Genomic DNA, 25,858 nt, shown 5'->3' with positions numbered 1-25,858 from the left:
GCCGGGCGGTCCATCCCCACGCCTGTGGGGAACACGGTGGACAGCACGGCAGCAACGACGAGTTCGGCGGTCCGTCCCCACGCCTGTGGGGAACACGTACGGGTCATGTCCCAGACCCAGCCGGTGCCCGGTCCATCCCCACGCCTGTAGGGAACACAAGCGGGGGTGCTGGGGTTTTAGCCGGGCGGTCCATCCCCACGCCTGTGGGGAACACAGAACCGTGGCACATCGTGGTGGTGCGGTACTCGGTCCATCCCCACGCCTGTGGGGAACACAGCGGGGGCCTAAACGTTCGGAAGCTGCGTTGCGGTCCATCCCCACGCCTGTGGGGAACACGGTGCCACCCTACCGAGAGCGCGCCCAATGAGCGGTCCATCCCCACGCCTGTGGGGAACACGCTCACTGCTGGGGCGCGTTTGCTTGCGCCCACGGTCCATCCCCACGCCTGTGGGGAACACCCTGTCATTTCTGACAGTCCTGTAGGTTGGGCCGGTCCATCCCCACGCCTGTGGGGAACACAGTGCCCCGACGAAGGTCGGCAGCATCTTGATCGGTCCATCCCCACGCCTGTGGGGAACACATCTGGGAGCGCGAAGTCGCGGACAGCATCGACGGTCCATCCCCACGCCTGTGGGGAACACAAACGCCGGGCAACGCTAAATGTTCTATTAACCGGTCCATCCCCACGCCTGTGGGGAACACCCACTCGGCCGGGTCGGTGCAATAGGCGGTAACGGTCCATCCCCACGCCTGTGGGGAACACGCCATACCCAATAATCACGCCCTCCCGCCCCCCGGTCCATCCCCACGCCTGTGGGGAACACCAATGACTCCAGTCCTGACCGTTCACGAATACCGGTCCATCCCCACGCCTGTGGGGAACACCTCTGAGGCGTCTGGGGCAGCCCAGTCAAAATCGGTCCATCCCCACGCCTGTGGGGAACACCCGGCCACGCAGGCCGCCCACCGCACCCTGGCCGGTCCATCCCCACGCCTGTGGGGAACACGCGGGCTGCTGGGGGCGCGGTAGGCCAGCTCGCGGTCCATCCCCACGCCTGTGGGGAACACATCTACCAGCGCATGGTGCTGCTCGCCATCGCCGGTCCATCCCCACGCCTGTGGGGAACACCTGCTACACCCCATGCCTGCGCCGCGCCGGTACGGTCCATCCCCACGCCTGTGGGGAACACTAGTGGCTCACGATGTCGCCGGTCAGCGAAGGCGGTCCATCCCCACGCCTGTGGGGAACACGCATTACCCGCAACAATCCCGCACCCGTGGAGCGGTCCATCCCCACGCCTGTGGGGAACACTTTTTTGAAGCGTTGACCTATGATTGTGCCGTCGGTCCATCCCCACGCCTGTGGGGAACACCGTCATATGACTAAGAACCTTCGCAACATCATCGGTCCATCCCCACGCCTGTGGGGAACACTACGTCACGGTTGCCCCCGTGCCGCTCCAGTCCGGTCCATCCCCACGCCTGTGGGGAACACGCCGGGGTGGCGACAGTGAACTGGCGGGACAACGGTCCATCCCCACGCCTGTGGGGAACACCGTACTGAATCTTGAACATGGTCGGGAGTCTCCGGTCCATCCCCACGCCTGTGGGGAACACAAGGTCACGAATCAATCCCGGCAACTGGCGGCCGGTCCATCCCCACGCCTGTGGGGAACACCCCGAGGTGGAGCATGGCCGCTGGTCGGACATCGGTCCATCCCCACGCCTGTGGGGAACACCCGACGCCGGGAATGTAGACGATCTCGCCCGGCGGTCCATCCCCACGCCTGTGGGGAACACTGGCAGAGCAAGGCCTACGCCGCCCTGGCGTACGGTCCATCCCCACGCCTGTGGGGAACACTACCACGGCACGCTGTGTGCGGCCTGGGGGCACGGTCCATCCCCACGCCTGTGGGGAACACTCAATCCGGCGGCGTACCACGCCAGGGTCGGACGGTCCATCCCCACGCCTGTGGGGAACACAGCCACGCCCACCGCCTGACTCTTGAGGTGGACGGTCCATCCCCACGCCTGTGGGGAACACCCCAGGGTGCGGTGCAGCTCCCAGGCGGCAGGCGGTCCATCCCCACGCCTGTGGGGAACACGGTCGTGGTGGTGTCGGTCATGGTGGCGGCTCCGGTCCATCCCCACGCCTGTGGGGAACACGGGATCGCCACCCTGAGCGCGGGCGGCATGACCGGTCCATCCCCACGCCTGTGGGGAACACGACGTGCCGCCAGAGTTGCCGCAGGGCTGCCGCGGTCCATCCCCACGCCTGTGGGGAACACGCGGCCGACCTGCGCTGACCCTCCCGGCCGGACGGTCCATCCCCACGCCTGTGGGGAACACGCTCAGGAGCTGTTGGTGCAAGCCGTCCGCAACGGTCCATCCCCACGCCTGTGGGGAACACAGATGATCGAGATGTGGAATGACCCCACACAGCGGTCCATCCCCACGCCTGTGGGGAACACACCTGAGCGGCGCTCAGGTCAGCCTCAGTGGCCGGTCCATCCCCACGCCTGTGGGGAACACACCCTGGCCGATCACATGATCGGGTCCCTGGCCGGTCCATCCCCACGCCTGTGGGGAACACCGGGCCGACTCTAGGCGGGCGGCTCCAAATTGCGGTCCATCCCCACGCCTGTGGGGAACACAGCGTGACCTCATCGGGCGCGGCCATGAGCGCCGGTCCATCCCCACGCCTGTGGGGAACACTGCTGGAGAATGACCATCGCGTCTATGCCGTACGGTCCATCCCCACGCCTGTGGGGAACACGGCGCGACGGGCCGTTTCGTAGACGACCCCTGCGGTCCATCCCCACGCCTGTGGGGAACACCGCGTGTTTCTGGGCGAGTCGGTAGATAACGGCGGTCCATCCCCACGCCTGTGGGGAACACACCTCTGTGCCCACCCCTTCCCCGCAATCCATCGGTCCATCCCCACGCCTGTGGGGAACACCAGGCGCACAACAATTCATACGAACCAGCCCGCGGTCCATCCCCACGCCTGTGGGGAACACTTGCGGGCCAGCGCGAGCGCGGCGCTGTTGGCCGGTCCATCCCCACGCCTGTGGGGAACACCCGATCTCCGTCGGGGTCAGGCTGGCGAGCCACGGTCCATCCCCACGCCTGTGGGGAACACGGGCTGTGCGGGATGCGCGCGACGCGGCGTTTCGGTCCATCCCCACGCCTGTGGGGAACACCCGGGGCGTAGGTGCTGGTCACTGGGGCGCTCGGTCCATCCCCACGCCTGTGGGGAACACCCCTCGCTGAACACCGAGAAGGCCGCCGGGTCCGGTCCATCCCCACGCCCGTGGGGAACACTACGCGGTGGACACAGGGGGCGTGCAGTACGACGGTCCATCCCCACGCCTGTGGGGAACACGGCCGGTCGGGGCTGCTCGACCAGCTCGCGGACGGTCCATCCCCACGCCTGTGGGGAACACAGGGCCACAGAGGGGACCGCCTGCTCAGGCACCGGTCCATCCCCACGCCTGTGGGGAACACGGGATCGCCACGCCGAACGTCGCGCGGCTCTGCGGTCCATCCCCACGCCTGTGGGGAACACGATGACCTGCTGCCCGCGCTGAAGTCGTTCACCGGTCCATCCCCACGCCTGTGGGGAACACGGCTACAGGCAGGGCGCTATCGGCCAGAAGGACGGTCCATCCCCACGCCTGTGGGGAACACGTGGCCACACTCGGGCGCAGCAGCGTGACCCGCGGTCCATCCCCACGCCTGTGGGGAACACGTCTCGCCCTGGTAGTTGCCCCCGGCGTCGGTCGGTCCATCCCCACGCCTGTGGGGAACACGCCTTGCTCCCACCCGCCAGGGCCATCCCTGCCGGTCCATCCCCACGCCTGTGGGGAACACAACCGGATTGCGAAGGACAAGGCCCGCGCCGCCGGTCCATCCCCACGCCTGTGGGGAACACGTCTGTAGGCGGGCACGCTCCTGCGGGTGCATCGGTCCATCCCCACGCCTGTGGGGAACACAGCAACCTGACGGTGGCCTGCCAGCGGTGCAACGGTCCATCCCCACGCCTGTGGGGAACACGTGGACGTCGAGAAGGGCAAGCCGCGCGAGGCCGGTCCATCCCCACGCCTGTGGGGAACACGGGGTGACTGGGGCAGTGGCGTACTCGCGGGTCGGTCCATCCCCACGCCTGTGGGGAACACTGTGAACCGAGCTAAGAAACGGAGCTAGGGGGCGGTCCATCCCCACGCCTGTGGGGAACACTGCGACAGGATGTCAACACGGCGATAGCTGTACGGTCCATCCCCACGCCTGTGGGGAACACTGGTTCATCAACGACACCACGAAGGCCACCACCGGTCCATCCCCACGCCTGTGGGGAACACGAGAAGGGCCAGCGGATCGAGAACGAAGAGCGCGGTCCATCCCCACGCCTGTGGGGAACACCATGGGGCACCTCGCAGGGTGGGGTGATCTCTCGGTCCATCCCCACGCCTGTGGGGAACACGCACATGCACCCGTGAAGGTCCAGACCGTCGGCGGTCCATCCCCACGCCTGTGGGGAACACGCCTGCCGTCATGGTCGCAATGGCTGCAAGCACGGTCCATCCCCACGCCTGTGGGGAACACTCCTCCAGGCCGCAATCCACCATCCGGTTGTACGGTCCATCCCCACGCCTGTGGGGAACACTTTTTACGGCCCCAACAGAGCGGATGGTCTAGCGGTCCATCCCCACGCCTGTGGGGAACACCGAACATCGGAACGGTAGGATGACTAGGAATCCTGGTCCATCCCCACGCCTGTGGGGAACACCCTCTCGTGAAATAGGTTTGCTGCTCGCCGCCCGGTCCATCCCCACGCCTGTGGGGAACACCGAGATCGGGAACGCTGTCACCCATTCCAAAACGGTCCATCCCCACGCCTGTGGGGAACACGGGAGGGGGGAAACCCTGCGCCCATTCCGTCGCGGTCCATCCCCACGCCTGTGGGGAACACGAGGTGCCTCTACCCGGCGTGCTAGACGCCCTCGGTCCATCCCCACGCCTGTGGGGAACACGTCTCAACCGGGTTGAACACCTGCAAGGACGCCGGTCCATCCCCACGCCTGTGGGGAACACATGGTGGGCAGGAAGCCCTCGGCGGCAGCAATCGGTCCATCCCCACGCCTGTGGGGAACACGGTGTCACGCGCCCCCGGAAGCTAGGGGCATGCGGTCCATCCCCACGCCTGTGGGGAACACACTAGGGACTAATTTCTTTTATTCTTCATAGACGGTCCATCCCCACGCCTGTGGGGAACACTTAGATGCCTCATCCCATGTACCACCAAGAGCCGGTCCATCCCCACGCCTGTGGGGAACACAGAACAGCGGGCCGACCTGGCGCGCGTGGAAACGGTCCATCCCCACGCCTGTGGGGAACACTAGTCCCTAGTAAGTCCCTCGGCCTCTTTCAACGGTCCATCCCCACGCCTGTGGGGAACACGTTCATCACCTGGTAGTTGTCCGTGGTCATCCCGGTCCATCCCCACGCCTGTGGGGAACACACTTCAGAAATACGTGGCCAATCTTGTACACAAGACCTAGAAGTATCCCTTGTGCATCTAAATCCAGCTCACATTGTCATCCAGCGCGGGCGCCCTGCCCAAGCTCATTCTAGGCGCTCGTAGACTAGACCCAGCTCCAGATCGAGGCGGAGGCGTGTCTTCCCGAGGAGGATCTCGCCGTTCACGAGTTCAAGCGGTTCAGCGTCGCGCAGCAGGGGATGGGCTGCCCAGCCCCGGTGCTCATTGCCACGTACCGTTGGATTGGCCTTTAGGGCGGCGATCACGTCATGCCTAGAGATCTGCAGGCTGCGAGCATAAATCTTTCGGGCTAAGTCCCAGTTGTCACGTCGCAGCGTCGCGACTTGGGCCGTCTCCCGTCCCTTCGCATCCAGATAGACCGTGTCATAGCGGTGCAAGGGTACGATGCGCAGGCTCTCATCGCCTAGGCGGGTGCCAAGGCGAGGTTCGTCCGCCTCTTCTCCGGCTGTAGCAGCCGGATCATCCTGCACCGGCTCGCCCTCCGGTTCGCCCCTGGACGGCTGCACAGGCAGCTCCAGGAAGGTGTCTGGCTCGCCGATATGCGCCTGCCCACCTGTGGTGATGTGGGTCCGGCGCAGGCTGTTCAGCTCACGGTCGGCGCAGCGTAGGGTCCGCTCTTGATCGTCCGTCAGGCCCTCTAGCGCGGGGCACAGCGGGTCGTACACGCGCTGTACCAGTAGGTCGAGGTCGTCTGGCAGTGCCACGGTATCCCGGCCCTGCAGCGCGTACCACGAGCGGTATAGGAGCGCCGGGGCGTAGATGTACTTCCACTTGTGGGCGTCCAGCGCAGCTTTGGGCCAGTCGGCCAGCCCGGCGACATATAGGGTAGGGATGCAATGTGCACCTCGCCGACCCTCGTTCGCGGCGTGACGGTGCAGGCGGCCCGCGCGTTGCAGCAGCAGGTCGATGGGCGCGAGGTCGGAGATCATTACGTCGGCGTCGAAGTCCAGGCTCTGCTCGGCTACTTGCGTAGCAATCAGGATGAAGCGCTCAGGGCGCATGTCCTCCGTGTGCACAGCTCCCTTTCTCGTGTAGGTCGCGGGCTGCTTGCCCAGGTAGCGCAGGGTGCGTTCCTCGCGATCCAGGCGTTCGTCGGCGGGGTAGCGGGCGTGGTACAGGTGCACGCCGATCCGTTCGGGGTGCCTGCTGCCCTGATACATGCTTTGAAACCGGTCGCCCAGTAACTTGCGCACCGCCACGAACACTTGCTGGGCGCGCTGTACCGTGTTCACGATCACGGCGACTGTGCCCCCCTGGGCCGCCAGCGTGACGGCTTGCGCAGCCAGGGTGGCCACCTCCGGGTCCAGCGGACGTAGGCGCAGTTTTACATTACGGCGTGGACCAGGAATATGGCGCGAGATTGGCGCGGCGTCGCCCAGGCGGGCTACTGTCAGGCGTGGGTAGCACGGCGGGGCGTCCGGCGTGACCCCCCAGGCGTTCAGGAGATCGCGGCGCGTCTGGTCGGGCAGGGTCGCGCTCATGAGGACTACGCTGGAATTTAGAGCCCGTAGCCAGCGGCACAGCGCGTGGATGAGCTGAGTGGTGTAGGTGTCGTAGGCGTGCACCTCGTCGAGCACCACCACGCGATTGCCCATACCCCATAGCCGTACGAACTGGTGGTTGACGTTCAACACCCCTAGCAATGCCTGATCCACTGTGCCCACGCCGTATTCGCTCAGAAGTGCACGTTTGCGGTGGCTAAACCACTCGGCTGCCCGTACGCTCTCGGCCTCGTCGGTAAGCTTTTGCTCATTGGGGAGTGGGAAGAGTCGCTGTTCCTCAGCGCTACGGGCCGGCGCCTGGGTATTCGGGCGGGCAGCAGCCTGCGCCGTGCGTTCCAAATCAGCCTGATAGGTGCCCTGCATCGCTGCCCCGCCGTGCAGCAGTTGCAGGTCAACTGTGACTGCCTCCCCACCCCCCGCTGTGACCTGATGGCCTAGGAAGGTCCGCAGCCGCCCATACATGGCGTTGCCGGTCGCCTGGGTGGGTAGGGCCACGTACAGCCCCCGGTGCCCCGCCGCCCGCTGAAGTTGCAGGTGGGCGTACAGCGCCGCCTCGGTCTTGCCCTCGCCCATCGGGGCCTCAACGAGCACGAGGGCGGGCCGGTCGCTAGGGACATTCAGCAACTCGGCCAGTAGCGTCTGGAGGGGCCGCGCCGCGAAGCTGGGCAGATACGCGAAGGTTTCGTCCGGCGTGCGCAGTTCGGGGGCGAGGGGTTGGCGTACCGTCCAGCCGATGCGGTCCAGTTCGGCACGGGCCTGGATGAGTTTCTGCTCCAGGTAGGCCGCCGGGTCGCGGAAGGGCAATGGGTCCGGCTCGCCCTCCAGAACAAAGGAACTGCCTACCCAGTCGGCAAAACTGGTCAGTCCCGCTAGCCGCATGAAGGCCTCGCCACTCCAGCTCTGTATGGGGGGCGGCGGGGCGTCCTGTAACCCAAAGGCCTGGAGTACCAGCGTCAGGAGTTCGTTCTGTACGGCTTTCCACTCTTCGCCAGTGCCCCGGTCGGGGACGCGGTCCCGGGTGTCGCGCTGCCCGTGGTGACATCCGATGGCCTGAGCTATGCGCGCCGCAACCCGCTGTGAGGCTGCTGAGGTCCAGCCGTGCTCAGCCAGTAACCCTGGCAGCAACACTTGCGTCACCGTGCCGTGCGGGGTCGCGGCGCTGTGATCTTGCCAGGGCAGCACCTGCCAGACCTGCCGGGCCAGGCCCTCGGCCTTGTGCTGAAAGGCTGGGCTGGCTTTGCCCAGATCATGTAGGGCACTCAGCGCACAGGTCCAGCGCAGGGCGGTATCAGTGTCCGTGCCGAAATCTGCAGCCAGCAGGGCGCGGGTCGAGGGCGGCTCGCGCTCCAGGATGGCCTGGGCGCAGGCCCCCACGTCAAGCAGGTGGTGCAGCACGGGCAGCCAGCCCTCACCTTCCGACTTCTGGCCACTCTTCGCCCACAGCACCTGCACAGCGGCGCTGGGTTGGTGAGCGTTGGGCTGCTGGGGGCCAGATGGGGGGACGGTAGGGGGCGTCATGGGGCCGAGCCTACGCCCGGCGGGGTGACGAGCCGAGCCGGATTTCGGGTGAGTGAACTGGGCGACGTGTTTGGACGCGGGCGCGCCGCACGCTGAGGGCACCGCAGAAAAGAGCGTCCAGGACGACTCTCTCTTGCGGCGACGCCCCGAAGTGTGGCGTCTGCCGGTTGCTTCGGCCCACCGCCTGCCCCCCATCACTGCATCTGTGTGCGGCTCCCAGAATCCTGGGGGCCAGGGGGAGCCATTGTCCCGCGCCGGACCAGGCCGGTCCCGCGCCAGGAGTCCTTATGACCCACTCCGCCCCCGCCGTTGCTGTCTCCAATACCCACCGCCGTCTACTGAGCGCCACTCTGGGAGCGCTGCTGCTGCTGGGCCTCACCGCGCGCCCACATGTGACCCATGCATCTGCCGCAGTCCTGGCCAACGATGGCGCCAAAATTGGGACTGGCGGCGGCTGACCCCGGCCCGCCCCGACGGGTGGTGCCTGGGAGATATCTTCTCTGACATCGACTTCCTTCCCCTGCGCAACATCAGCGCAGGGATCTTTTGCATGATGGGGACAACACTTCGGCCTGCGCTGTTCACCCCTTGGGGAGCTTCACGGTGCCCCATGCTCTACCCTGAGGACCGTGCGCCGCGCCCGTTCTTCCGCCCCGCAGGCCCCTCGCCGGGGCGTCCGGATCAGCCCGGAGGACTGGCGGGCCTCGCTGGAGGCGCTGCTGGACCTGGGCCGCGCCGCCGAGTTGCTCACGACTGCCGAGCGCGCCCTGAACGAGGGCCATCCCCCCAAAGAGCTGCTGGCCCTGCTGCTGCGGCTCCCCGACCGCGAGCACAGCGACCCGACATTCGTACGGCTGCACCTGCGCCTGCTGACGAACACGGGTCAGCCCGACGAGGTCATTGCGCTGGTACGGCAGAAGATTGCTATTGGAAAGGATGCACCCTGGTTGTACCCCCCCCTAGCCTGGGGCCTAACCCAGCGCGAGGAATATGCGGCGGCGCTGGCGGCGGCCGACGTAGCCCTGCGCTCACCCGGTGATCTGCGTCCCCGCGAGCAGGCGCTCGCATGGCGTATGCGTGGGCTTGCCCTAAACCGCCTGGATCCGACAGGCGACTGGCACGCGTCCTTCGCTGAGGCCCTGAAGCTGACCGAGGGCTGGAGCAGGGGCTTGCTGCTCATCGATTTGGGCAGCCTGTACAGCGGCCAGGGGCATGAGGTGGAGGCGATGCTGGCCTTCTCGCAGGCGCTGGCGCTGCTGCCGACCCAGACCTTCTACCGTGCCTGGGCACTGAACAACATGGCCATGATCTGCCTGCGTACCGGCCGGATGGAGGAGGCAGAGGGCTATTTTGAAGACGTGGCGCGGCTGCGTACCGCGTTTCGTAGCCGCGCTTTGGCCGGGCAGGCGACCGCCCGGCGCGCCCTGGGCGAGTGGGCGCGGGCCGAAGCGCTATATATCCAGGCGGCCAACGCCGCACAGACCAGCGGCGATCAGGACGATCTTCGGCACGCCCGACGCGGGCTAGGCTATACGCAGCGCTTGTCGGGTCAGTCCATGCGGGCGCTCGACACCCTGCAACAGGCGGCCCAAACCACTGACGCCGACCTCGCCCACGGGCGTTCGTGGGTGAATGTGGACCTCGCTGCTGCGCTGCTGGACAGCACCCTACTCGATCCGGCTGCTGTGCGCGGCTATCTGGAACGCGCCGATACCCCCGACCGAGAAGATGCCGAACGCGCTTTGATCGTCCGCGCCGAACTCGCCCGCCGTGAGGGCCAGCCCGATGAAGCGGCGCGCCTTCTGGTCTCCCTGAATCCCGAAGCTTTGTGGGTGCGCGAGGAAGCACATGCCTTCGCAGCGCTATTCGCATTGCTGTCCCCCGAGCAGCGGCCCCACCGCCTTCCCAGGCCCGAGCAGCCACATGTGCATTTGCGACTGCTCGGCGTACCGGAGGTCACTGTGAACAGCCGGCGCGTACGCCTGAGTGATCTGGAGGTGACCCTGCTGGCTGCCTTGGTTCTCGATGGTGACCTTAGGACTGAGAGCTTGATGGCTGTGCTTGACGACCGCACGCCCCGCACCAAGCGCCTGGCTGGGCAGCGCGTATCTCGGGTAGTTCGTAACCTGCGGACAGCGCTCGGATGGCCAGGCAGCGTGCGCTACGACATGGGCACCTATCTCCTCGACCGCTCGGCACGCTGGACCAGCGACCTTGGGAGAGGGAGCTGCAGCGTCGAGATGTTCATGCGTGGAGTCCACTTGCCCTGGGTCTTAGAGCGTGAGCAGGAGTTGCTTCAGCGGGACTGAGATTTGCTGCGCGATATGGCATGGGTCTCGCCTGATGCGACGCCACTGAGACATCCATAGGTCACGCTACGTGGCATGAGCGACCCCACAGGCGCTGTGCCCGCTGACCCACCGCCGCGTACCCCCAACCTGCGGCAGACCAAAATTTGGGATAAGGCCAAGCGGTTGTCGCGGCTGCGCGACGATCTCCAGGCCCGGCCCTGGACCACCGCCGAACTGGCGCGCAAATATGATGTCTGCCAGCGCAGTATCCAGCGGGACATCGACGCCCTTAGCCATATGGGTCCCGATAGTGTGAACCGCCGGGGCAAGACCTACTCGATTTCCAAGCACGGCACTTTGCTGCGCCCAGTTGAGGCGCTGGCGGCATATGCGGCCCTCCGGCTGGCGCACCACCACGCCCCCGCACTGAACAGCCACTACCGCGAGGCCCTCCAGCGCATTTCCATGATGTTGCCCGAGCACATCCGCTACACCCTGAACGCCAGCGTGAATGACACCGGTGCGACGCCCTTCACCGAGCGCCACATGGAATGGGTGGCCTCTGCCTGGATAGACAGTCGCGTCCTGAGTTTCGACTACCGCCGGCCCAATGGCGATACCGAGACTGGCAACGAATTATGCGTCTACTTCATCGAGATCAGCCGGACCAACCTCGCGCCCTACGTGATCGGGCTCGAAAGGCGGCGACGGGGACAGGTGCGGACCTTCAAGCTTTCGCGGATGCACAACCTCGCCCTGCATCCTGACCGCTATGAACCGGACCCCGACTTCGATCCGCGCGCCTTTCTCAGTGACGCCTGGGGCGTTATTGGCGGCGGGGCGACCGTGACTGTCACCGTGCGTTTTGCCCCCGAGGCCGCGTACCGCGTGCTGGAAGGCGGCTTTCCCAACGCCACCCTCATCCGCCGCGACGGCGCGGTCGAGATGGAGTTCCGGGCCGGCATAGATGCGACCGGCACCCCGCGCGAGCTACTGCCCTTTCTGCTCAGCTGGGGACCGCGCGCCGAAGTGCTGTCACCGCCCGCCGTGCGCGAGGCGTGGCTCCAGGAATTACGCGATGCCCTAAGCCGCTACGACCACCCCGCCGCTTTGCCCTGACTCCGGAGGTCCGTATGAACAGTCCACCCACGTTCAATCTGCTGCACGAACCCTGGATTCCTGTCCGGCCTGTCGGCGGTGGCCCCATCCGGGAGGTGGGCCTGCGTGAGTTGCTGCTGCGCGCCCGCGACCTGAGCTGCATCGACGACCCCTCGCCTCTGGTCACGGTGGCGCTGCTGCGCCTGAGCCTCGCGCTGCTGCACCGCGCCTTGGCCGGGCCCCGCAACGCCGAGGAAACCGCCAGATGGTTCCTAAACGGCTTTCCGGCCGAGAAGCTGGAGGCGTATTTCGCGGAGTGGGAAGAGGGCTTTGATTTGTTCCACCCCGAGCGTCCCTTCTGGCAGGTGCGTGATCTGACCCCGGACCTGGAAGGGGGCAAATACCGCAGCCACTGGACGCGCCTAGGCACCGAGGTGGGCAGCGCCAACACTTCGCCGCTGTTCAACGTGGCGGCCCGGCCTGGCGGCGAGCGCACCGACGCCCTGACTCCTGCCGAGGCGGCGCGGCGACTGGTCGAGGGGCAGACCTTCCTGCTGGGTGGGCTGATCAAACGCTTTACGACAGCAGCGAAGGCCGCGCCCGTCGCCACCTTCGCTCTGAGTGCCGCGCAGGGCCGCGACCTGCACGAGACGCTGTGCCTGAACCTGCCAGTCTACGCAGCGCAGGGCCGCGACCGTGCCGTGTGGGAGCGCGAACCGCTGACAGTGCAGTTCATGCGCGAACTGTACGAGGACGAGGCCACCGAAACCCCGCTAGGCTGGGCCGACCGCTACACTTGGCCGGCTCGCAGTGTGCGGCTGGTGCCGGAGGTGGACGATGCCGGAGTGGTCCGGGTCACAGCCATCGGCTTTGCGGCGGGGGTGCCGTTCGTGGGGGCACCCGAGGGCGAGGGCGCAGCCATCGATCCGATGGTCACGCTGCGCCCGCCCGCCGACCCTAAGAAGCCGGAGTATTTTCCTCTCAAGCTACGGCGCGAGCAACTGCTGTGGCGCGACCTGAGCGCTCTGCTGCCCGACCCACACGTCGAATATGCCACGAAGATCCGGGGAAAGGGCGGAGGACAGACCGCGACTTTCAGCGAGCGCACCGGGCGCCCCCCTGCCATCCTGACCGGGGCCCGTGAGCTGCTGCGCGAGGCGGGGCGGTCCCAGACCCTAGGCCTGAGTGTGACCGGGTTGCTCAGCGACCAGGGCAAGGCCTTCGCGTACCGGCAGGAAACCTACACGCTGCCCGAAGCCTTCGTGACCGATGAAGCCGGATTCGCGGACCACATCCACAACGCCCTGAGCGGTGCAAAAGCCGTAGCCGACGGCCTGCGTGGTGCGACCCGCAAGCTCGCGGCCGAAGTCCTGTCGCGCGGCGGAGAACGTGAACCTCACAAGGACGATCTGGCCGACCTCGTGCAGACCCTGCCCGGCTTGGGGGCGTACTGGGCAGCGCTGGAACACCCCTTCCGCGTGCTGCTGGCCGATCTGGACACCCCGGACACGGCCCTGACCGACTGGCGCGGGGCCGTGACGCGCGAAGCGAGGCGGGCCTGGGGCCTCAACCTTCAGGGGGTCGGAGCAGGCGGCGCGGTCCACGGCTACGCGTACCGCCCGCGCCGCGTGCAGGGCAAGCTCCAGCTCAGCCCGCAGGCCACCCTGGAGTACGCCCTGAAGGCTCTGCATGCCGGCACGGCCCCGCCCCCGACCCCAGATTCCAGCCCCACCCAGGAGGCCACCCCATGACCCAGACCGCACCCGAAGCCACACCCCACGAGAGGCTGGTACGCCACCTGTCGCGGCTGGACCGGGGACAACTGGCCCAGCTCCGGCGCTCGCTGGGTGACGACCGCCCCGGCCAGAGCGTGCCCTGGCTGGCAGGCGTGTTCCTCCGCTCGGGTCTGGGCACACCGGGAGCAGGGCAGTGGCAGGCGCTGGCGCTTGTTGCTGGGCTGTACGCCCTGGTTGAGCGCCCGGACGACACCACGGAAACCGAAGCCCCGGCCCCGGAGCGGCGCGAGTCGTTCGGGCAGACCTTTGGCGGGCTGTATCTGGCGCAGGACCAGCGCCCCAGCACCGAAAAACGCTTTCTAGCCCTGCTGGACGCCGACACCGATGCTCTACCCTACGCGCTGCGCCAGGCCGTGACCCTGCTGCATGCAGGCGACCACACCCCCGACTGGGTGCAACTGCTGCGTGACGTGAACCTATGGGACCACGACGAGTACGGAGACGAGGTGCGCCGCCGCTGGGCACGTGACTTCTACCGCCGCGCCGAGCGTCTGCCGGACACCGACCCTGCCGAAACGTCTGCCCAGAGCGAGACCCCGGCCCCCAACTTGCCCCCGCGCCCCGACCCCACCCTCCCCGACGAGGACGAAGGAGACGATACGCTGTGAAAGCCCTTCTAGAATTGCACTATCTCCAGAACTTCGCGCCTAGCAACCTCAACCGCGACGATACCGGCAGCCCCAAGGACGCCTATTTCGGCGGTACACGGCGGGCGCGCGTCAGCTCGCAGAGCTTCAAGCGGGCCATGCGGATGGACTTCAAGGCGCGGGGGACCCTCACGCCCGACGAAATGGGCGAGCGGACCAAACGGGCACACGAAGAAATCGCTCGCATTCTGCACAGGAACCACCAGCGTGATGAGACCGCCGCCCTGGCTGCCGCCGAGACGGCGCTGGGTGGCTTGGGCTTACCCGTCAAGGAGGGTAAGAGCCAGTACCTGCTGTTCCTGGGCCGCGACGAGCTGAACCGGGTGGCTGCCCTGATCGATACCCACTGGGACGTGTTGAGTGAGGGTCCGGCCGAGATGGGTAGTAAGAAGGCCAAGAGCAAGAAGACGGCTCTACCCGGCGACCTCGCCAAAGAGTTGGATAAAGCCCTGAACGGCTCGCGCGCTGTGGACGTGGCCCTCTTCGGGCGAATGCTGGCTGATCTCCCCGAAAAGAACGCTGACGCGGCGGCGCAGGTAGCTCACGCCCTGGGCACGCATGCTATGCGGGGCCGCGAGTTCGACTTCTATACGGCGGTGGATGATCTTAAGCCGTCTGACACGGCGGGGGCCGACATGCTGGGCACGGTCGAGTTCGGCAGCGCGACGTACTACCGCTACGCCTGTGTGGATCTCCAGAAGCTGCTGGACAATCTGGGCGGCGACGCTGAACTGGCCGAGCGCGGCCTACGCGCCTTCTTGGAGGCCAGCATCTACGCCGCGCCGTCCGGCAAGCAGAACACCTTTGCCGCCCACAATGCACCGGGGCTGATGGTACAAGTCGTGCGCGAGAACGCCAGCCCGCGTAACCTTGCCAACGCCTTCGAGAAGGCCGTGAAGGCCAGCACCGAGGGCTTCCTGAACCCCAGCATGCAGGGGCTGGCTGCCGAGAAGCTGCGGCAGGACCGGATTTTTGGAGACGAGGGCCGGGGACGGTATGTCAACGCGGTGGACGAGCAGACTTTTGGGCCGCTGGGAGACGCGCAGCCTAGCGTGCAGGCCCTCATTGAGGCGACGGTGGCCGATGCCCGTACCATCTTTGCCACCCTGAAGGCGGCGCGGGGGTGAAGACCCTCCTGATTCCCCTGGCTGGCTCTATGCAGTCGTGGGGCACGCGCAGCCGCTTCGACGACCGCGACACCGAGGCCGAGCCAACCAAGAGTGGTGTGCTGGGGCTGGCGGCGGCGGCTCTGGGCATCGACCGCGCTGAACCAGTCACGCATCTCGCAGCTCTGGCCTTCGGAGTGCGGGTGGACCGGCCGGGGCTACCCCTGCACGATTACCACACCGCGCAGCTCTACCCAGGCAGCCGTAAGGCCGAAACCAGCTTGACGCGGCGGGCCTATCTATCGGACGCAGCCTTCTGGGCGGCCCTATCGGGTGACCCGGAGCTGCTGGCCGATTTGCACGCGGCTCTGCGCAATCCCTACTGGCCCCTGAGCCTGGGCCGCAAGGCCTTCGTACCCAGTGTGCCGCTGTGGTGGCCTGAGGCCCTGCGTACCAGCCCATTGCTGGACACCCTGCGGGACGCGCCCACCCTGCGCCGTACGGGCGATAGCGATGGCCCTTACCGCTTTATGGTGGATCGCCGCGAGGGGCCGGGGCCATTGCGGCATGTCACGCCCGGCGAGCGCCGCGACGACCCAGCGGCCCCCTTCGCGCAGCGCCGCTACACCCTTCGCGACGTGGTGGGGTGGACCGAAATGCTACCCGCTCTGCACTCGCCCCAGCCGTATCCATTCCAGAAGGTGACGACATGACCGTTCAGGCAATTCCTCTGCACTTGTCGCGCCTCTTTCCTAGTGCACAGCACCAACATACGGCGCGCGACCTGGGCAGCCCCTACGCCCTGCACCAGACGCTACGCTGGGCCTTTCCAGGCGCGGGACAGCCGGACACATTACTTCCGGATGGCGAACGGCTGCTGTGGCGGCGCGAGGTGGCCGCTGACCCCGAGACGGGTGAGGCCGTACCTGCCCTCCTTGTCCAGAGCGTGACCCCACCCGACTGGGGCGCGCTGAATGCCCGCGACCCCGGGTACCTGAGCGGCTGGGAGGTGCGGACGCTGGATCTGCGCCACGCCCTGACGCCGGGGCGCGTGCTGCACTTCCGGTTGCATGCCAACGTGACGGTACGGCGTGTCGACGAGCGCGGCCACACGGCCCGCCACGGCCTGCACCATCCCGATGAACAGTTGGCTTGGCTGGATCGCCAGGGCGACCGTCACGGTTTTGAGGTGTTGGGGGCCGACATTACTGGGACGGGGCGGGTACGGACGCGCAAGGGCCGCACGACCATCACGCTGTATACCGTGGCCTTTGAGGGCGCTTTGCAAGTGCTCAACCCGGTGGCGCTGGCAGGAGCCGTGCGTGGTGGCCTAGGTCACGCCAAGAGTCTGGGCTGCGGCCTGCTGAGTCTCGCGCCATGACGGGGAATGGCGCTGGAAACGGCATCATCTGGCACCGCCAGAACCTGCGCGAGTTACCTAAATTCAGGGACGGGACTTCGTATCTGTACCTCGAACATACGCGGCTGGAACAAGATGGCCGAGGTGTGCGGGCCTATCATCCCGAGGGCATGATCACGTTGCCAGTTGCCAGTCTGGGTGTATTGCTGCTGGGGCCGGGCTGCTCGGTCAGTCACGAGGCCGTCAAGGCACTCTCAGACACGGGCTGCTCGGTGCTGTGGGTGGGTGAGGGCGGCGTACGCTTGTACGCCAGCGGCCTGGGCGAGAGCCGCAGCGCCCTGCGTCTGCAACGGCAGGCCCGGCTGTGGGCCAACCCCGATACCCGGCTGCGCGTCGTGCGGCAGATGTACGCCATGCGCTTTCCCGGCGGCCTCCCCGATGGCCTGACCCTCCAGCAGATTCGCGGCCATGAGGGGGCGCGGGTACGTGACGCTTATGCCCGCTACAGCAGGGCCTACGGCGTCAGGTGGGAACAACGCCAGTACAAGCAGACCGACTGGGAGCGCGCCACGCCCATTAACAAGGCCCTGAGTGCGGGCAACGCCTGCGTGTACGGGCTGGCGCACGCAGCGATCCTGGCGACTGGCTATAGTCCAGCGCTGGGGTTTGTGCATACCGGCAAAATGCTGTCCTTTGTGTACGATGTGGCCGACCTCTACAAAATTGAGGTGGTGCTACCTACTGCCTTCCGCGAAGCGGCCACGCCTGGCGACGACCTGGAGCGCCGCGTGCGTACCGGTCTGCGCGACCACATGACCAACCTGCGGCTGCTGGAACGCATGGCAGCCGACCTCCACCTCCTACTTGGTGGCGACGATATGGACCCTGATCCGACGGCCCCCGGCGACCTGTGGGACCCTTTGGGCGACGTGCAAGGCGGCGTGAACCACGCGTGATTGTTATGACGTTGGAGGCTGTGCCACCGTCGCTGCGGGGTGAGCTGAGCCGCTGGCTGATGGAGGTGCAGCCCGGCGTGTATGTCGGCAACGCGACCGCCTTGGTACGCGATCTATTGTGGGATAAGGCCGTGCAGAACGCGCGCACCGGCCGCTGTACCCAGATTTACCGTGCGAACAACGAGCAGGGCTTCGCCGTACGGATGTACGGCGACCCGCACCGCACATTGGTGAGCCTTGACGGCTTCCAACTCGTCGCCATTCGCAACGCCCGTCATATAGAGTTGCAGGGGGAATACGACCCTCCCGAGGATGATGACAAATTGTAATGTGTATCCGCCTATGGGCCTGCGCCTTACGGCGGATTGACGCTAGGAAAAGAGCGTAGTTCTGAAGTGCGTTCCCCACAGGCGTGGGGATGGACCGAGCTGGACGACGACGCTCCGCCCGCTCCGCCAGCGTTCCCCACAGGCGTGGGGATGGACCGGCTTTTAGGACTCGCTGGCCTCCGTTCAGATTGCGTTCCCCACAGGCGTGGGGATGGACCGGGAGGGGGAGAGGCGACGAGGACGAAGCGACGGCGTTCCCCACAGGCGTGGGGATGGACCGTGCAGCTCTTCCAGGTCCAGGCCGTGCAGGTGGCGTTCCCCACAGGCGTGGGGATGGACCGCATCAATCCAGCTCACGCTTCCGCCTCCATCCGCGTTCCCCACAGGCGTGGGGATGGACCGCCGCCGATATGGGTCCCGCCCGCTCGGCTGAGGCGTTCCCCACAGGCGTGGGGATGGACCGTCCTGCACGAGCGCGCGCAGCAGCACCAGCTCGCGTTCCCCACAGGCGTGGGGATGGACCGTCTGCGGCGGCCTGGGCCTCTTCGAGCGTTGCGCGTTCCCCACAGGCGTGGGGATGGACCGGTCCTGATCAAGCGCCAGGACGAACAGGCCACGCGTTCCCCACAGGCGTGGGGATGGACCGTGCATTACTCCCGAGTTCCAGAGCTACCGAACGCGTTCCCCACAGGCGTGGGGATGGACCGTAATTCACCCCATGGGGTGCGGTCATCCCGCAGCGTTCCCCACAGGCGTGGGGATGGACCGCCGCGCTTCCTCAGCTCTGCCTTGAAGCTGGCGCGTTCCCCACAGGCGTGGGGATGGACCGCACGACTGGACCACCCCGCGCGATTTCTGGGCGCGTTCCCCACAGGCGTGGGGATGGACCTACAACCCCACTCTGGAACGCCCCGGCGACATGGCGTTCCCCACAGGCGTGGGGATGGACCGCGACATAATGGTTCCTCCTTTAGTAGCCGTCAGCGTTCCCCACAGGCGTGGGGATGGACCGCACTCTCGCAGCTTGCCGCGAACTTCGGCCAGGCGTTCCCCACAGGCGTGGGGATGGACCGTGGCAGCGTACTGGGCTCCATTGGATGCACCCGCGTTCCCCACAGGCGTGGGGATGGACCGCAGTAGCCCCACTCAGCAGCCGCGCACCCCATGCGTTCCCCACAGGCGTGGGGATGGACCGCCAAGCTCACGAGCGGGGAACGCGACCTACTCGCGTTCCCCACAGGCGTGGGGATGGACCGTGCTTGACCTGTGCAACGTCCTCATGGGGGAGGCGTTCCCCACAGGCGTGGGGATGGACCGGGTATTGGGCGCCTGCGGATCAAGACGCCCTAGCGTTCCCCACAGGCGTGGGGATGGACCGGCGGCCCCGCAGGTGGGGGGCAGTCCGATGGCGCGTTCCCCACAGGCGTGGGGATGGACCGTGGCCGGGATCCTCGGCATCTCGAGCTACACCGCGTTCCCCACAGGCGTGGGGATGGACCGTGGCCGGGATCCTCGGCATCTCGAGCTACACCGCGTTCCCCACAGGCGTGGGGATGGACCGTCTGCCTAGAGGGCGAGTACCTCTGGGATGTGGCGTTCCCCACAGGCGTGGGGATGGACCGTCGCCGCGTTCATTCTGTCCGGCGAGGCTAACGCGTTCCCCACAGGCGTGGGGATGGACCGGGACTCAGCCCAGCCGCGCGCGGCTGGATCGGGCGTTCCCCACAGGCGTGGGGATGGACCCGTGAGGCGGTGGGCGTGGCTGGCGTTCTGCGGCGTTCCCCACAGGCGTGGGGATGGACCGCCCTGTCCGTGCACGACTAGGCTTGAGGGGCTGCGTTCCCCACAGGCGTGGGGATGGACCGTTGGCCAGCGCCTCCAGGCCCTGCGCGTAGTCGCGTTCCCCACAGGCGTGGGGATGGACCGGACGGCGCGATGCTCTTGAACTCGCCTTCTTTGCGTTCCCCACAGGCGTGGGGATGGACCGGGTGGGCGCGGGTTTCCGTTGTTATGTTGCACGCGTTCCCCACAGGCGTGGGGATGGACCGTCTGACCGACTCCCCCTGAGCCCGCCCCATTCGCGTTCCCCACAGGCGTGGGGATGGACCGGTCTTCTCCAGCACGGCGTCCGTGTCCGAGCCGCGTTCCCCACAGGCGTGGGGATGGACCGATGCCCAAGCGCCAGGACATCGAGCAGTATTTGCGTTCCCCACAGGCGTGGGGATGGACCGTTTGGCTTTCGCCTGGGCCACTTTGGGCATGAGCGTTCCCCACAGGCGTGGGGATGGACCGCGCGGTCTTCAGTTCGGCGTCTTCCAGGCCCTGCGTTCCCCACAGGCGTGGGGATGGACCGTACATCATCGAGACGTTCACCGACCCCCTGCTGCGTTCCCCACAGGCGTGGGGATGGACCGTGACGGTCTACCTCACGCCGGACGCGCTCGCCGCGTTCCCCACAGGCGTGGGGATGGACCGACGCCCTGCTCCAGGGGGATCAGCCCTATCTGGCGTTCCCCACAGGCGTGGGGATGGACCGCCCGCCCTGTTCCTCTGACACGGCGTTCACCTGTGTTCCCCACAGGCGTGGGGATGGACCGGCAAACTCGGACGGGGCGACTTTGGTCGGCTGGCGTTCCCCACAGGCGTGGGGATGGACCGGGCCTGAACGGTGATGCCCTCATTACTGGCCCGCGTTCCCCACAGGCGTGGGGATGGACCGGTTCCGGCGGCGCGGCGGCCCGGCGGCCGGCCGCGTTCCCCACAGGCGTGGGGATGGACCGAGAGCTGGCGAGGATCTGGCGCAGCCGTGGTGGCGTTCCCCACAGGCGTGGGGATGGACCGAATGGCGTAGAGTTGTGACCCGTTGATACGAAGCGTTCCCCACAGGCGTGGGGATGGACCGTTCTCCTCCATGAAAGGGCTGATTCCCAGGTCGCGTTCCCCACAGGCGTGGGGATGGACCGGAGCATCCCATGAACCTCAACCTGAACATGCAGCGTTCCCCACAGGCGTGGGGCTGGACCGGTGGAGACTGACAACATCCGCAAACTACGTGAGCGTTCCCCACAGGCGTGGGGCTGGACCGGGGGATTAGTGGGAATGGTTCTCGTCTGGCTGGCGTTCCCCACAGGCGTGGGGATGGACCGGACTGCCGCTTCTACCAGATGGTCGAGGAGGCGCATTCCCCACAGGCGTGGGGATGGACCGTTGCTGTCGATGATCGTCTTCCCAGTGCCCTTGCGTTCCCCACAGGCGTGGGGATGGGACCGGCTCAGGGTGGCACTTGGGCAGGCGGCACATGGCGTCCCTCACAGGTATGGGGGGACTCTGGGCAAACATGCTTAGGCAGCGACCCCGAATAGCCCCTTGCGAAAGAGACTCACCGCACGGATCTTGTACACCTTGATCGCCAGATTGCTGCGCGTCTGCGACACCTGGGTAAAGTTACGACGGAAGGGGAAGATCGCGACATTCATTACTGGGCATTGACCTCAGCTGAGCCTGCTTGTCTCATGCTGCGTTGTCCTGATGAGTAAGCCCCAGCCTCTATCCCGACATTCGGGCACGGACAGGGGCGGGGCTTTCTTATTTGGCCTACCTTCCGCTGCCCGTGCTGTGCTCTGACTGAGCCAAGTCGTTGCCGCCAAGGCTGGAGGTCACCCCAAGTGCAGGTCCGGTGACCAGGGGATAGCCCCCCTTGGACTGACCAGGATTTTCTCCCTGAGGTTCGCGCTGGAGATCAAGGGCACGAGCGCGTAACCTGGTGCTCCTGGTACTCGCGCAGCTGCTGCGGCCATACCTGGCTTCCTGCCGCTCGGCTCCTCTGCGCGGGTGGGCTCACCACCCAAACCTTATGCACCCTGATCGCCGGATTGCAGAACGCCTATGACACCTGGGTCAAGCCGCGACTGCAGCCGAAGGTCCCGGCCCGATCCGTCACCTTGACCCAAGCTGGGCCCGCCCGTCTTTCCTTGCATCAACCTCATATGAGCAAGCCCCCACCCCTGTCCGGGCACTTGGCCAAGGACAGGGGTGGGGGCTTTTTTTGTTTGGCCTACCTTCCGCCGCCCGTGTTGTGCTCTGCCCAGGCCAAGTCCCTTGCCGCCAAGGCTGGAGGTCACCCCAAGCGCACGTACGGTACCCGGGTGACTGACATTCCTTGGAACGACCACGACCTCCTCTCCGCCCTCGCCATCTATGGCCCCATGCGCTCCCTCACCCTCCAGGGGACGCCCCTGCCGCAGGTCATCGCGGCCGGCCTCGCTCGGGAGATGCACACCCTCTACGGCCCCGTCGCCCTGCTCACCCCCAAGGGGCGAGCAGCGTACAGCGAGTTTGATCCTGTTCACCTGACGGGTCCGGACGCCGTGACCGACCGGGCCTATCACAACGATGCCCGCTTCCTGCTAGAGCGCGAGGGCTACCGGGTCTACAGCCATCAGTACAAGCGGCACGGGCACAAGAGCGCGGTACACGAGCGCCGGTACTCGGACGCGATCGTCTACACGACCATGCAGGTCCCGGACGAGGAATACGCACGCCTCTGGGAGGTGCACGGTGCGGGGTACCACATGGCGACGCACCGGGAGGTGTTGGGCCGTCCCCGGCTCTACGCCACCGTCGCGAACGGGGGGCTCCGGAGCCAGCGCTTCCGCAGACTCGTGGAGAGCTACCTCCGGTCCGTGAACACGTGGAAGCACCCGCTGATCATCGCGGTGCCAGACCTGCAGCGGCACGAGGCAGACCTGCGGTACCTGGACCGGATGTCCTGGCGCTCGGTGGACAACATGGTGCGCGTGATTCACCTGCCGCTGCCGGAACTGGGAGCGAGTCCCCGACAGTCCAGGTCGTAACGCATCAGCTTGGTGAAGCGGCGGCCACGGACGTACGGGTTCCCCGCGCTCCAGAAGTCGACGAAGAGGAAGGTGATGCAGTCGATGCGCTCGAAGGGCTTGCGCTTGTACTCCGCCGCGACCAAAGGGACCAGGGTTTCGACGCGCAGGTTCACTGTGGTGGCCCAGATGAGCCAGCCGTCTCTGGGCTTCAGCAGGGGCAACTGGTCGAAGCCTCGGAGCTTGCGGCGGATGCGGGCGCGGGTGTATCCGGCGTCGAGTTCGAGGAGGTAATGCTTGGCGTAATCGTCCACCGGGTTCAGCTCCGTGAGACAGCCGAAGGCGTCGGGCATGGCCTGACGTTCGCGCGGCGTGAGCTTGGGTGGGGTGGAGCGGTGGTGGAGGTCGTCGCGAAACTCCAGACGCAGGTACGCCTCGGCGACCCCTGCCTTGTGCATGAGTTCGCGGCCGGGCAACTGAGCGTTGACCTGCTCGCCGAGCACGAAGGTCAGGTCGCGCTCGCTGGAGGGCTGGACGATGCTGGTGCGCCGGGTGTGGGTGACCTGCCGCAGGCCCAACCACTCGGCCGCGCGCAGGAGGCCGAGACGTTCGAGCTGCACGGTCGTGTAGACCCCGTGGGTGCCGATGAGGCGTCGGAGCTTGGCCTTTTGTTGGGCGGGATGCAGGGTTGGAGAGGGGTCGGGCACGAGGTCATGCTAAGGGTCATAGCCAAAAGGGTCGATGTAAAGGTTCCAGGCCGTGTGGGAGGGCAAATTGGGGGTACGCGGTTGAAGGGTAGAGGATACATCGAGTTGCGCGTTTTGCACGACAAAACGCAGTCGATGACTGTCTTCGGAACCTGTTTCCGCCAACTCCGCCGATTAATTTGAGGAGGGGTTCCCGACTAATCGGAATAAGAAACCGCCAGCTATGCCGATAATTCGGAACAAGAAACCGCCAACTACGCCAACTAATTGGAACAAATTTACGCCAGCTCCGCCGATAATTCGGAACCTGTTTACGCCAGCTCCGCCAACTAGTTGGAACACAAAACCGCCAGCTACGCAAAGCGGTCCGATCAGATTCGGGCAGGGGGTGTCTTCGGGAGAGTGGTGACTAATCTGCAAGGGGGCGGTGACTAATTTAGGTACTGGGTGGTGTCTAAGGTCGATTAGTGGGACACCGCGCTACCCTCCCTCCATGACCCTCGCCCGCACTGGCACCGCCCTCGCCTGGGCCGATCTGACTGACCAAGTCCTCCGGGTCCGGGCCACCGAAGCCGCCGCCACCTACGACACCCAAGCCCTGACCCAGGTCCTCACCGCTTACCTCCACGCCGGCAGCAAGAACGGTGCACGCACCAGCCCCAAGACGGTCGCCGCCTACCAACTCGCCGTGCGCACCTTCGTCCCCTGGGCTCAGGCGAATGGGATGCAGCTGCTCCGCCCCGGCCACCGCGACGGCGGTCGTTACCTCGCCCACCTGCAGACCTCCCCGGGTCGGGGCGGTATTGGTCACTTGGCCCCTGCTTCGGTCGCGCAGTACTTCGCCGGCGCCCGTGCCCTCTACCGTGCGCTGAGGTGGGCGGGCGTGACTCAGCTCGATCCGTTCACCGACACCTCGGCCCCCGCGGACCCCACACCGGGCATTGTCAAGAACCCTCCCTACATGGAAGAGATCGAACAGGTCCTCCCGTATTGCACGCCCCAGCTCCGGGCCCTGCTCCTGCTCTGTGCCCACTCCGGTCTGCGGGTGAGCGAGGCCCTCGCCAGTTGCAGCTGGGATCAGGAAGGCCATGAGTTGAGCGTCACCGGCAAAGGGGGCAAGATTCGTCTTGTCCCCCTCGGTCGCCGCGTCCGTGAAGCGCTCCTCGATCTGCCGGTCGGTCCTCACTTCCCCGGCCTCTCCTACAACACGGCCGCCCGGCAGATGCGCCGCGCGTTCGAGCGCGCGGGCCTGGCCGGACGCTTCCGGGGCTTCCATGCCGCCCGCAAAACTTCCGGCACGATGCTCTACGAAGCGACCGGCGACTTCACTCGGGTGGGTAATGCTCCAGGTTTGACTTCAAGCGGCGTTGCGAGCGTTTGCCGATGAAGTGAGTGTAGACCAAGGCGTGGCGTAGTCGAGCGCCGAATGACGGCGCTCGTGGTTGTACCAGCGGTGAAAGTCCGGCATGGCGGTCCGGACATCGGCCATGGACTGCCAGTCCTGGCGGAAGGCAAACTGATACTTGTAGGTCCGGTTGAGGCGTTCCAGGAGTCCGGTTCCCCCCGGCTGGGAGACCTTGCAGCGCACCCAGCTGCCGTATTTCAAACAGCTCTGTTGAAAGAGGTCACTGGTGAAATCACTGCCTCCATCGCTCTGCACCACGAGAGTCTCGTGGTGCCCCTGAGCACGCAGCACACCAACCGCTTCGTCAAGCGTCAGCTTGGCGAGGTGCATTGACAGGCTCCGGACCACCCGGCTGGCCAGGACTACCCGTGAAGGGACGTCCAGCACGAAGTAGATCCAGCAGACCCCATCGGGTAAGGAAAGACGGGTCGCGTCGATCTGCACCCGTCGACCTGCGGGCCAATCCTGTGGCGTGGAAACCTTCTCCGAAGGTTTCCGAGTTTTCCGTGGCAGCGGTGGGTGGAGATGCAACTCGCCCAAGGCCACGCGAATCTTGTGTAATCCAATCTCTTCGCCCTGGGCCTTGAATTCCTGGTACAGCAGCCGATACCCGGAGGTCGGGTGTTGCAGTGCCGCCTGGCGCACCTTCTCGTACAGCGCATCACGGTGCTCTTGCCTGGCACAGCGCGTCGACGCGCTGTGCTGATGTTCCCGGAGCCGCCCAGTACGGCGGGTACCGAGCTTGAATTTA

The 25,858-nt window shown here is 66.3% G+C and carries 15 protein-coding genes and 2 CRISPR repeat arrays (1 of these 17 cut by a window edge); of the genes, 11 read left to right on the top strand and 4 right to left on the bottom strand.

The features are described from left to right. Positions 1–5,521: a CRISPR direct-repeat array (repeat unit 29 nt; unit sequence CGGTCCATCCCCACGCCTGTGGGGAACAC) (it extends 299 nt beyond the left edge of the window). Positions 5,522–5,625: 104 nt separating this feature from the next. Next, positions 5,626–8,580: a CRISPR-associated helicase/endonuclease Cas3 gene (locus tag DGO_RS20535; protein WP_014695809.1), complete on the bottom strand. Its 2,955-nt coding sequence runs from the start codon at positions 8,578–8,580 to the stop codon at positions 5,626–5,628. A gap of 629 nt (positions 8,581–9,209) precedes the next feature. On the opposite strand from DGO_RS20535, the gene DGO_RS20530 reads away from it, so the two are divergent. The 9 genes from DGO_RS20530 to cas2e all read left to right on the top strand — a co-directional run bounded on the left by DGO_RS20530 (position 9,210) and on the right by cas2e (position 18,163). Beyond that, a complete protein-coding gene (locus DGO_RS20530) occupies positions 9,210–10,889 on the top strand; it encodes a tetratricopeptide repeat protein (RefSeq protein WP_226991588.1) in 1,680 nt (559 codons plus the stop codon). 75 nt (positions 10,890–10,964) lie between these two features. Further along, positions 10,965–11,990: a helix-turn-helix transcriptional regulator gene (locus tag DGO_RS20525; RefSeq protein ID WP_014695806.1), complete on the top strand. Its 1,026-nt coding sequence runs from the start codon at positions 10,965–10,967 to the stop codon at positions 11,988–11,990. A gap of 14 nt (positions 11,991–12,004) precedes the next feature. Further along, positions 12,005–13,720, top strand: coding sequence for a type I-E CRISPR-associated protein Cse1/CasA (gene casA / locus DGO_RS20520; protein WP_014695805.1), 1,716 nt, complete (start codon positions 12,005–12,007; stop codon positions 13,718–13,720). After that, a complete protein-coding gene (gene casB, locus DGO_RS20515; protein ID WP_014695804.1) occupies positions 13,717–14,373 on the top strand; it encodes a type I-E CRISPR-associated protein Cse2/CasB in 657 nt (218 codons plus the stop codon). The genes casA and casB overlap by 4 nt, the downstream gene beginning before the upstream one ends. Then, positions 14,370–15,539: a type I-E CRISPR-associated protein Cas7/Cse4/CasC gene (gene cas7e, locus DGO_RS20510; RefSeq protein WP_043805242.1), complete on the top strand. Its 1,170-nt coding sequence runs from the start codon at positions 14,370–14,372 to the stop codon at positions 15,537–15,539. Before casB ends, cas7e begins: the two co-directional genes overlap by 4 nt. Further along, on the top strand, positions 15,536–16,231 hold the full coding sequence (cas5e, locus tag DGO_RS20505; protein WP_043805240.1) for a type I-E CRISPR-associated protein Cas5/CasD: 696 nt from the start codon (positions 15,536–15,538) through the stop codon (positions 16,229–16,231). Before cas7e ends, cas5e begins: the two co-directional genes overlap by 4 nt. Further along, positions 16,228–16,899, top strand: a complete 672-nt coding sequence (gene cas6e, locus DGO_RS20500; protein ID WP_014695801.1) for a type I-E CRISPR-associated protein Cas6/Cse3/CasE — start codon at positions 16,228–16,230, stop codon at positions 16,897–16,899. Before cas5e ends, cas6e begins: the two co-directional genes overlap by 4 nt. After that, a complete protein-coding gene (gene cas1e, locus DGO_RS20495; RefSeq protein WP_014695800.1) occupies positions 16,896–17,834 on the top strand; it encodes a type I-E CRISPR-associated endonuclease Cas1e in 939 nt (312 codons plus the stop codon). Before cas6e ends, cas1e begins: the two co-directional genes overlap by 4 nt. A 5-nt stretch (positions 17,835–17,839) precedes the next feature. Next, a complete protein-coding gene (gene cas2e, locus DGO_RS20490) occupies positions 17,840–18,163 on the top strand; it encodes a type I-E CRISPR-associated endoribonuclease Cas2e (RefSeq protein ID WP_014695799.1) in 324 nt (107 codons plus the stop codon). A gap of 68 nt (positions 18,164–18,231) precedes the next feature. Then, a CRISPR array of direct repeats spans positions 18,232–21,431; the repeat unit is 29 nt; unit sequence GCGTTCCCCACAGGCGTGGGGATGGACCG. A 73-nt stretch (positions 21,432–21,504) separates the two neighbouring features. Here cas2e and DGO_RS24725 read toward each other — a convergent pair. Next, positions 21,505–21,639: a hypothetical protein gene (locus DGO_RS24725; protein WP_014695794.1), complete on the bottom strand. Its 135-nt coding sequence runs from the start codon at positions 21,637–21,639 to the stop codon at positions 21,505–21,507. Positions 21,640–22,308: 669 nt separating this feature from the next. On the opposite strand from DGO_RS24725, the gene DGO_RS23650 reads away from it, so the two are divergent. Then, the gene (locus tag DGO_RS23650; RefSeq protein WP_043805238.1) at positions 22,309–23,016 is read left to right on the top strand and encodes a hypothetical protein; all 708 of its coding nucleotides are present in this window, start codon (positions 22,309–22,311) and stop codon (positions 23,014–23,016) included. Here the strand turns inward: DGO_RS23650 and DGO_RS20480 are convergent. Then, positions 22,965–23,702 (bottom strand): hypothetical protein, encoded by a 738-nt coding sequence (locus DGO_RS20480; RefSeq protein WP_014695790.1) that lies wholly within the window; start codon positions 23,700–23,702, stop codon positions 22,965–22,967. The genes DGO_RS23650 and DGO_RS20480 overlap by 52 nt on opposite strands. Before the next feature lie 493 nt (positions 23,703–24,195). Between DGO_RS20480 and DGO_RS20475 the strand changes: the two genes are divergently transcribed. After that, positions 24,196–25,089, top strand: a complete 894-nt coding sequence (locus DGO_RS20475; RefSeq protein ID WP_014695788.1) for a site-specific integrase — start codon at positions 24,196–24,198, stop codon at positions 25,087–25,089. Here DGO_RS20475 and DGO_RS20470 read toward each other — a convergent pair. Further along, entirely contained in the window at positions 25,060–25,752 is a 693-nt protein-coding gene (locus DGO_RS20470; RefSeq protein WP_226991587.1) for an integrase core domain-containing protein, read from the bottom strand. The genes DGO_RS20475 and DGO_RS20470 overlap by 30 nt on opposite strands. Positions 25,753–25,858: the final 106 nt, after the last annotated feature.

The sequence above is a fragment of the Deinococcus gobiensis I-0 genome, assembly GCF_000252445.1.
Taxonomy (GTDB): Bacteria; Deinococcota; Deinococci; order Deinococcales; family Deinococcaceae; genus Deinococcus; species Deinococcus gobiensis.
This window is presented reverse-complemented; position numbering and strand designations above follow the sequence as displayed.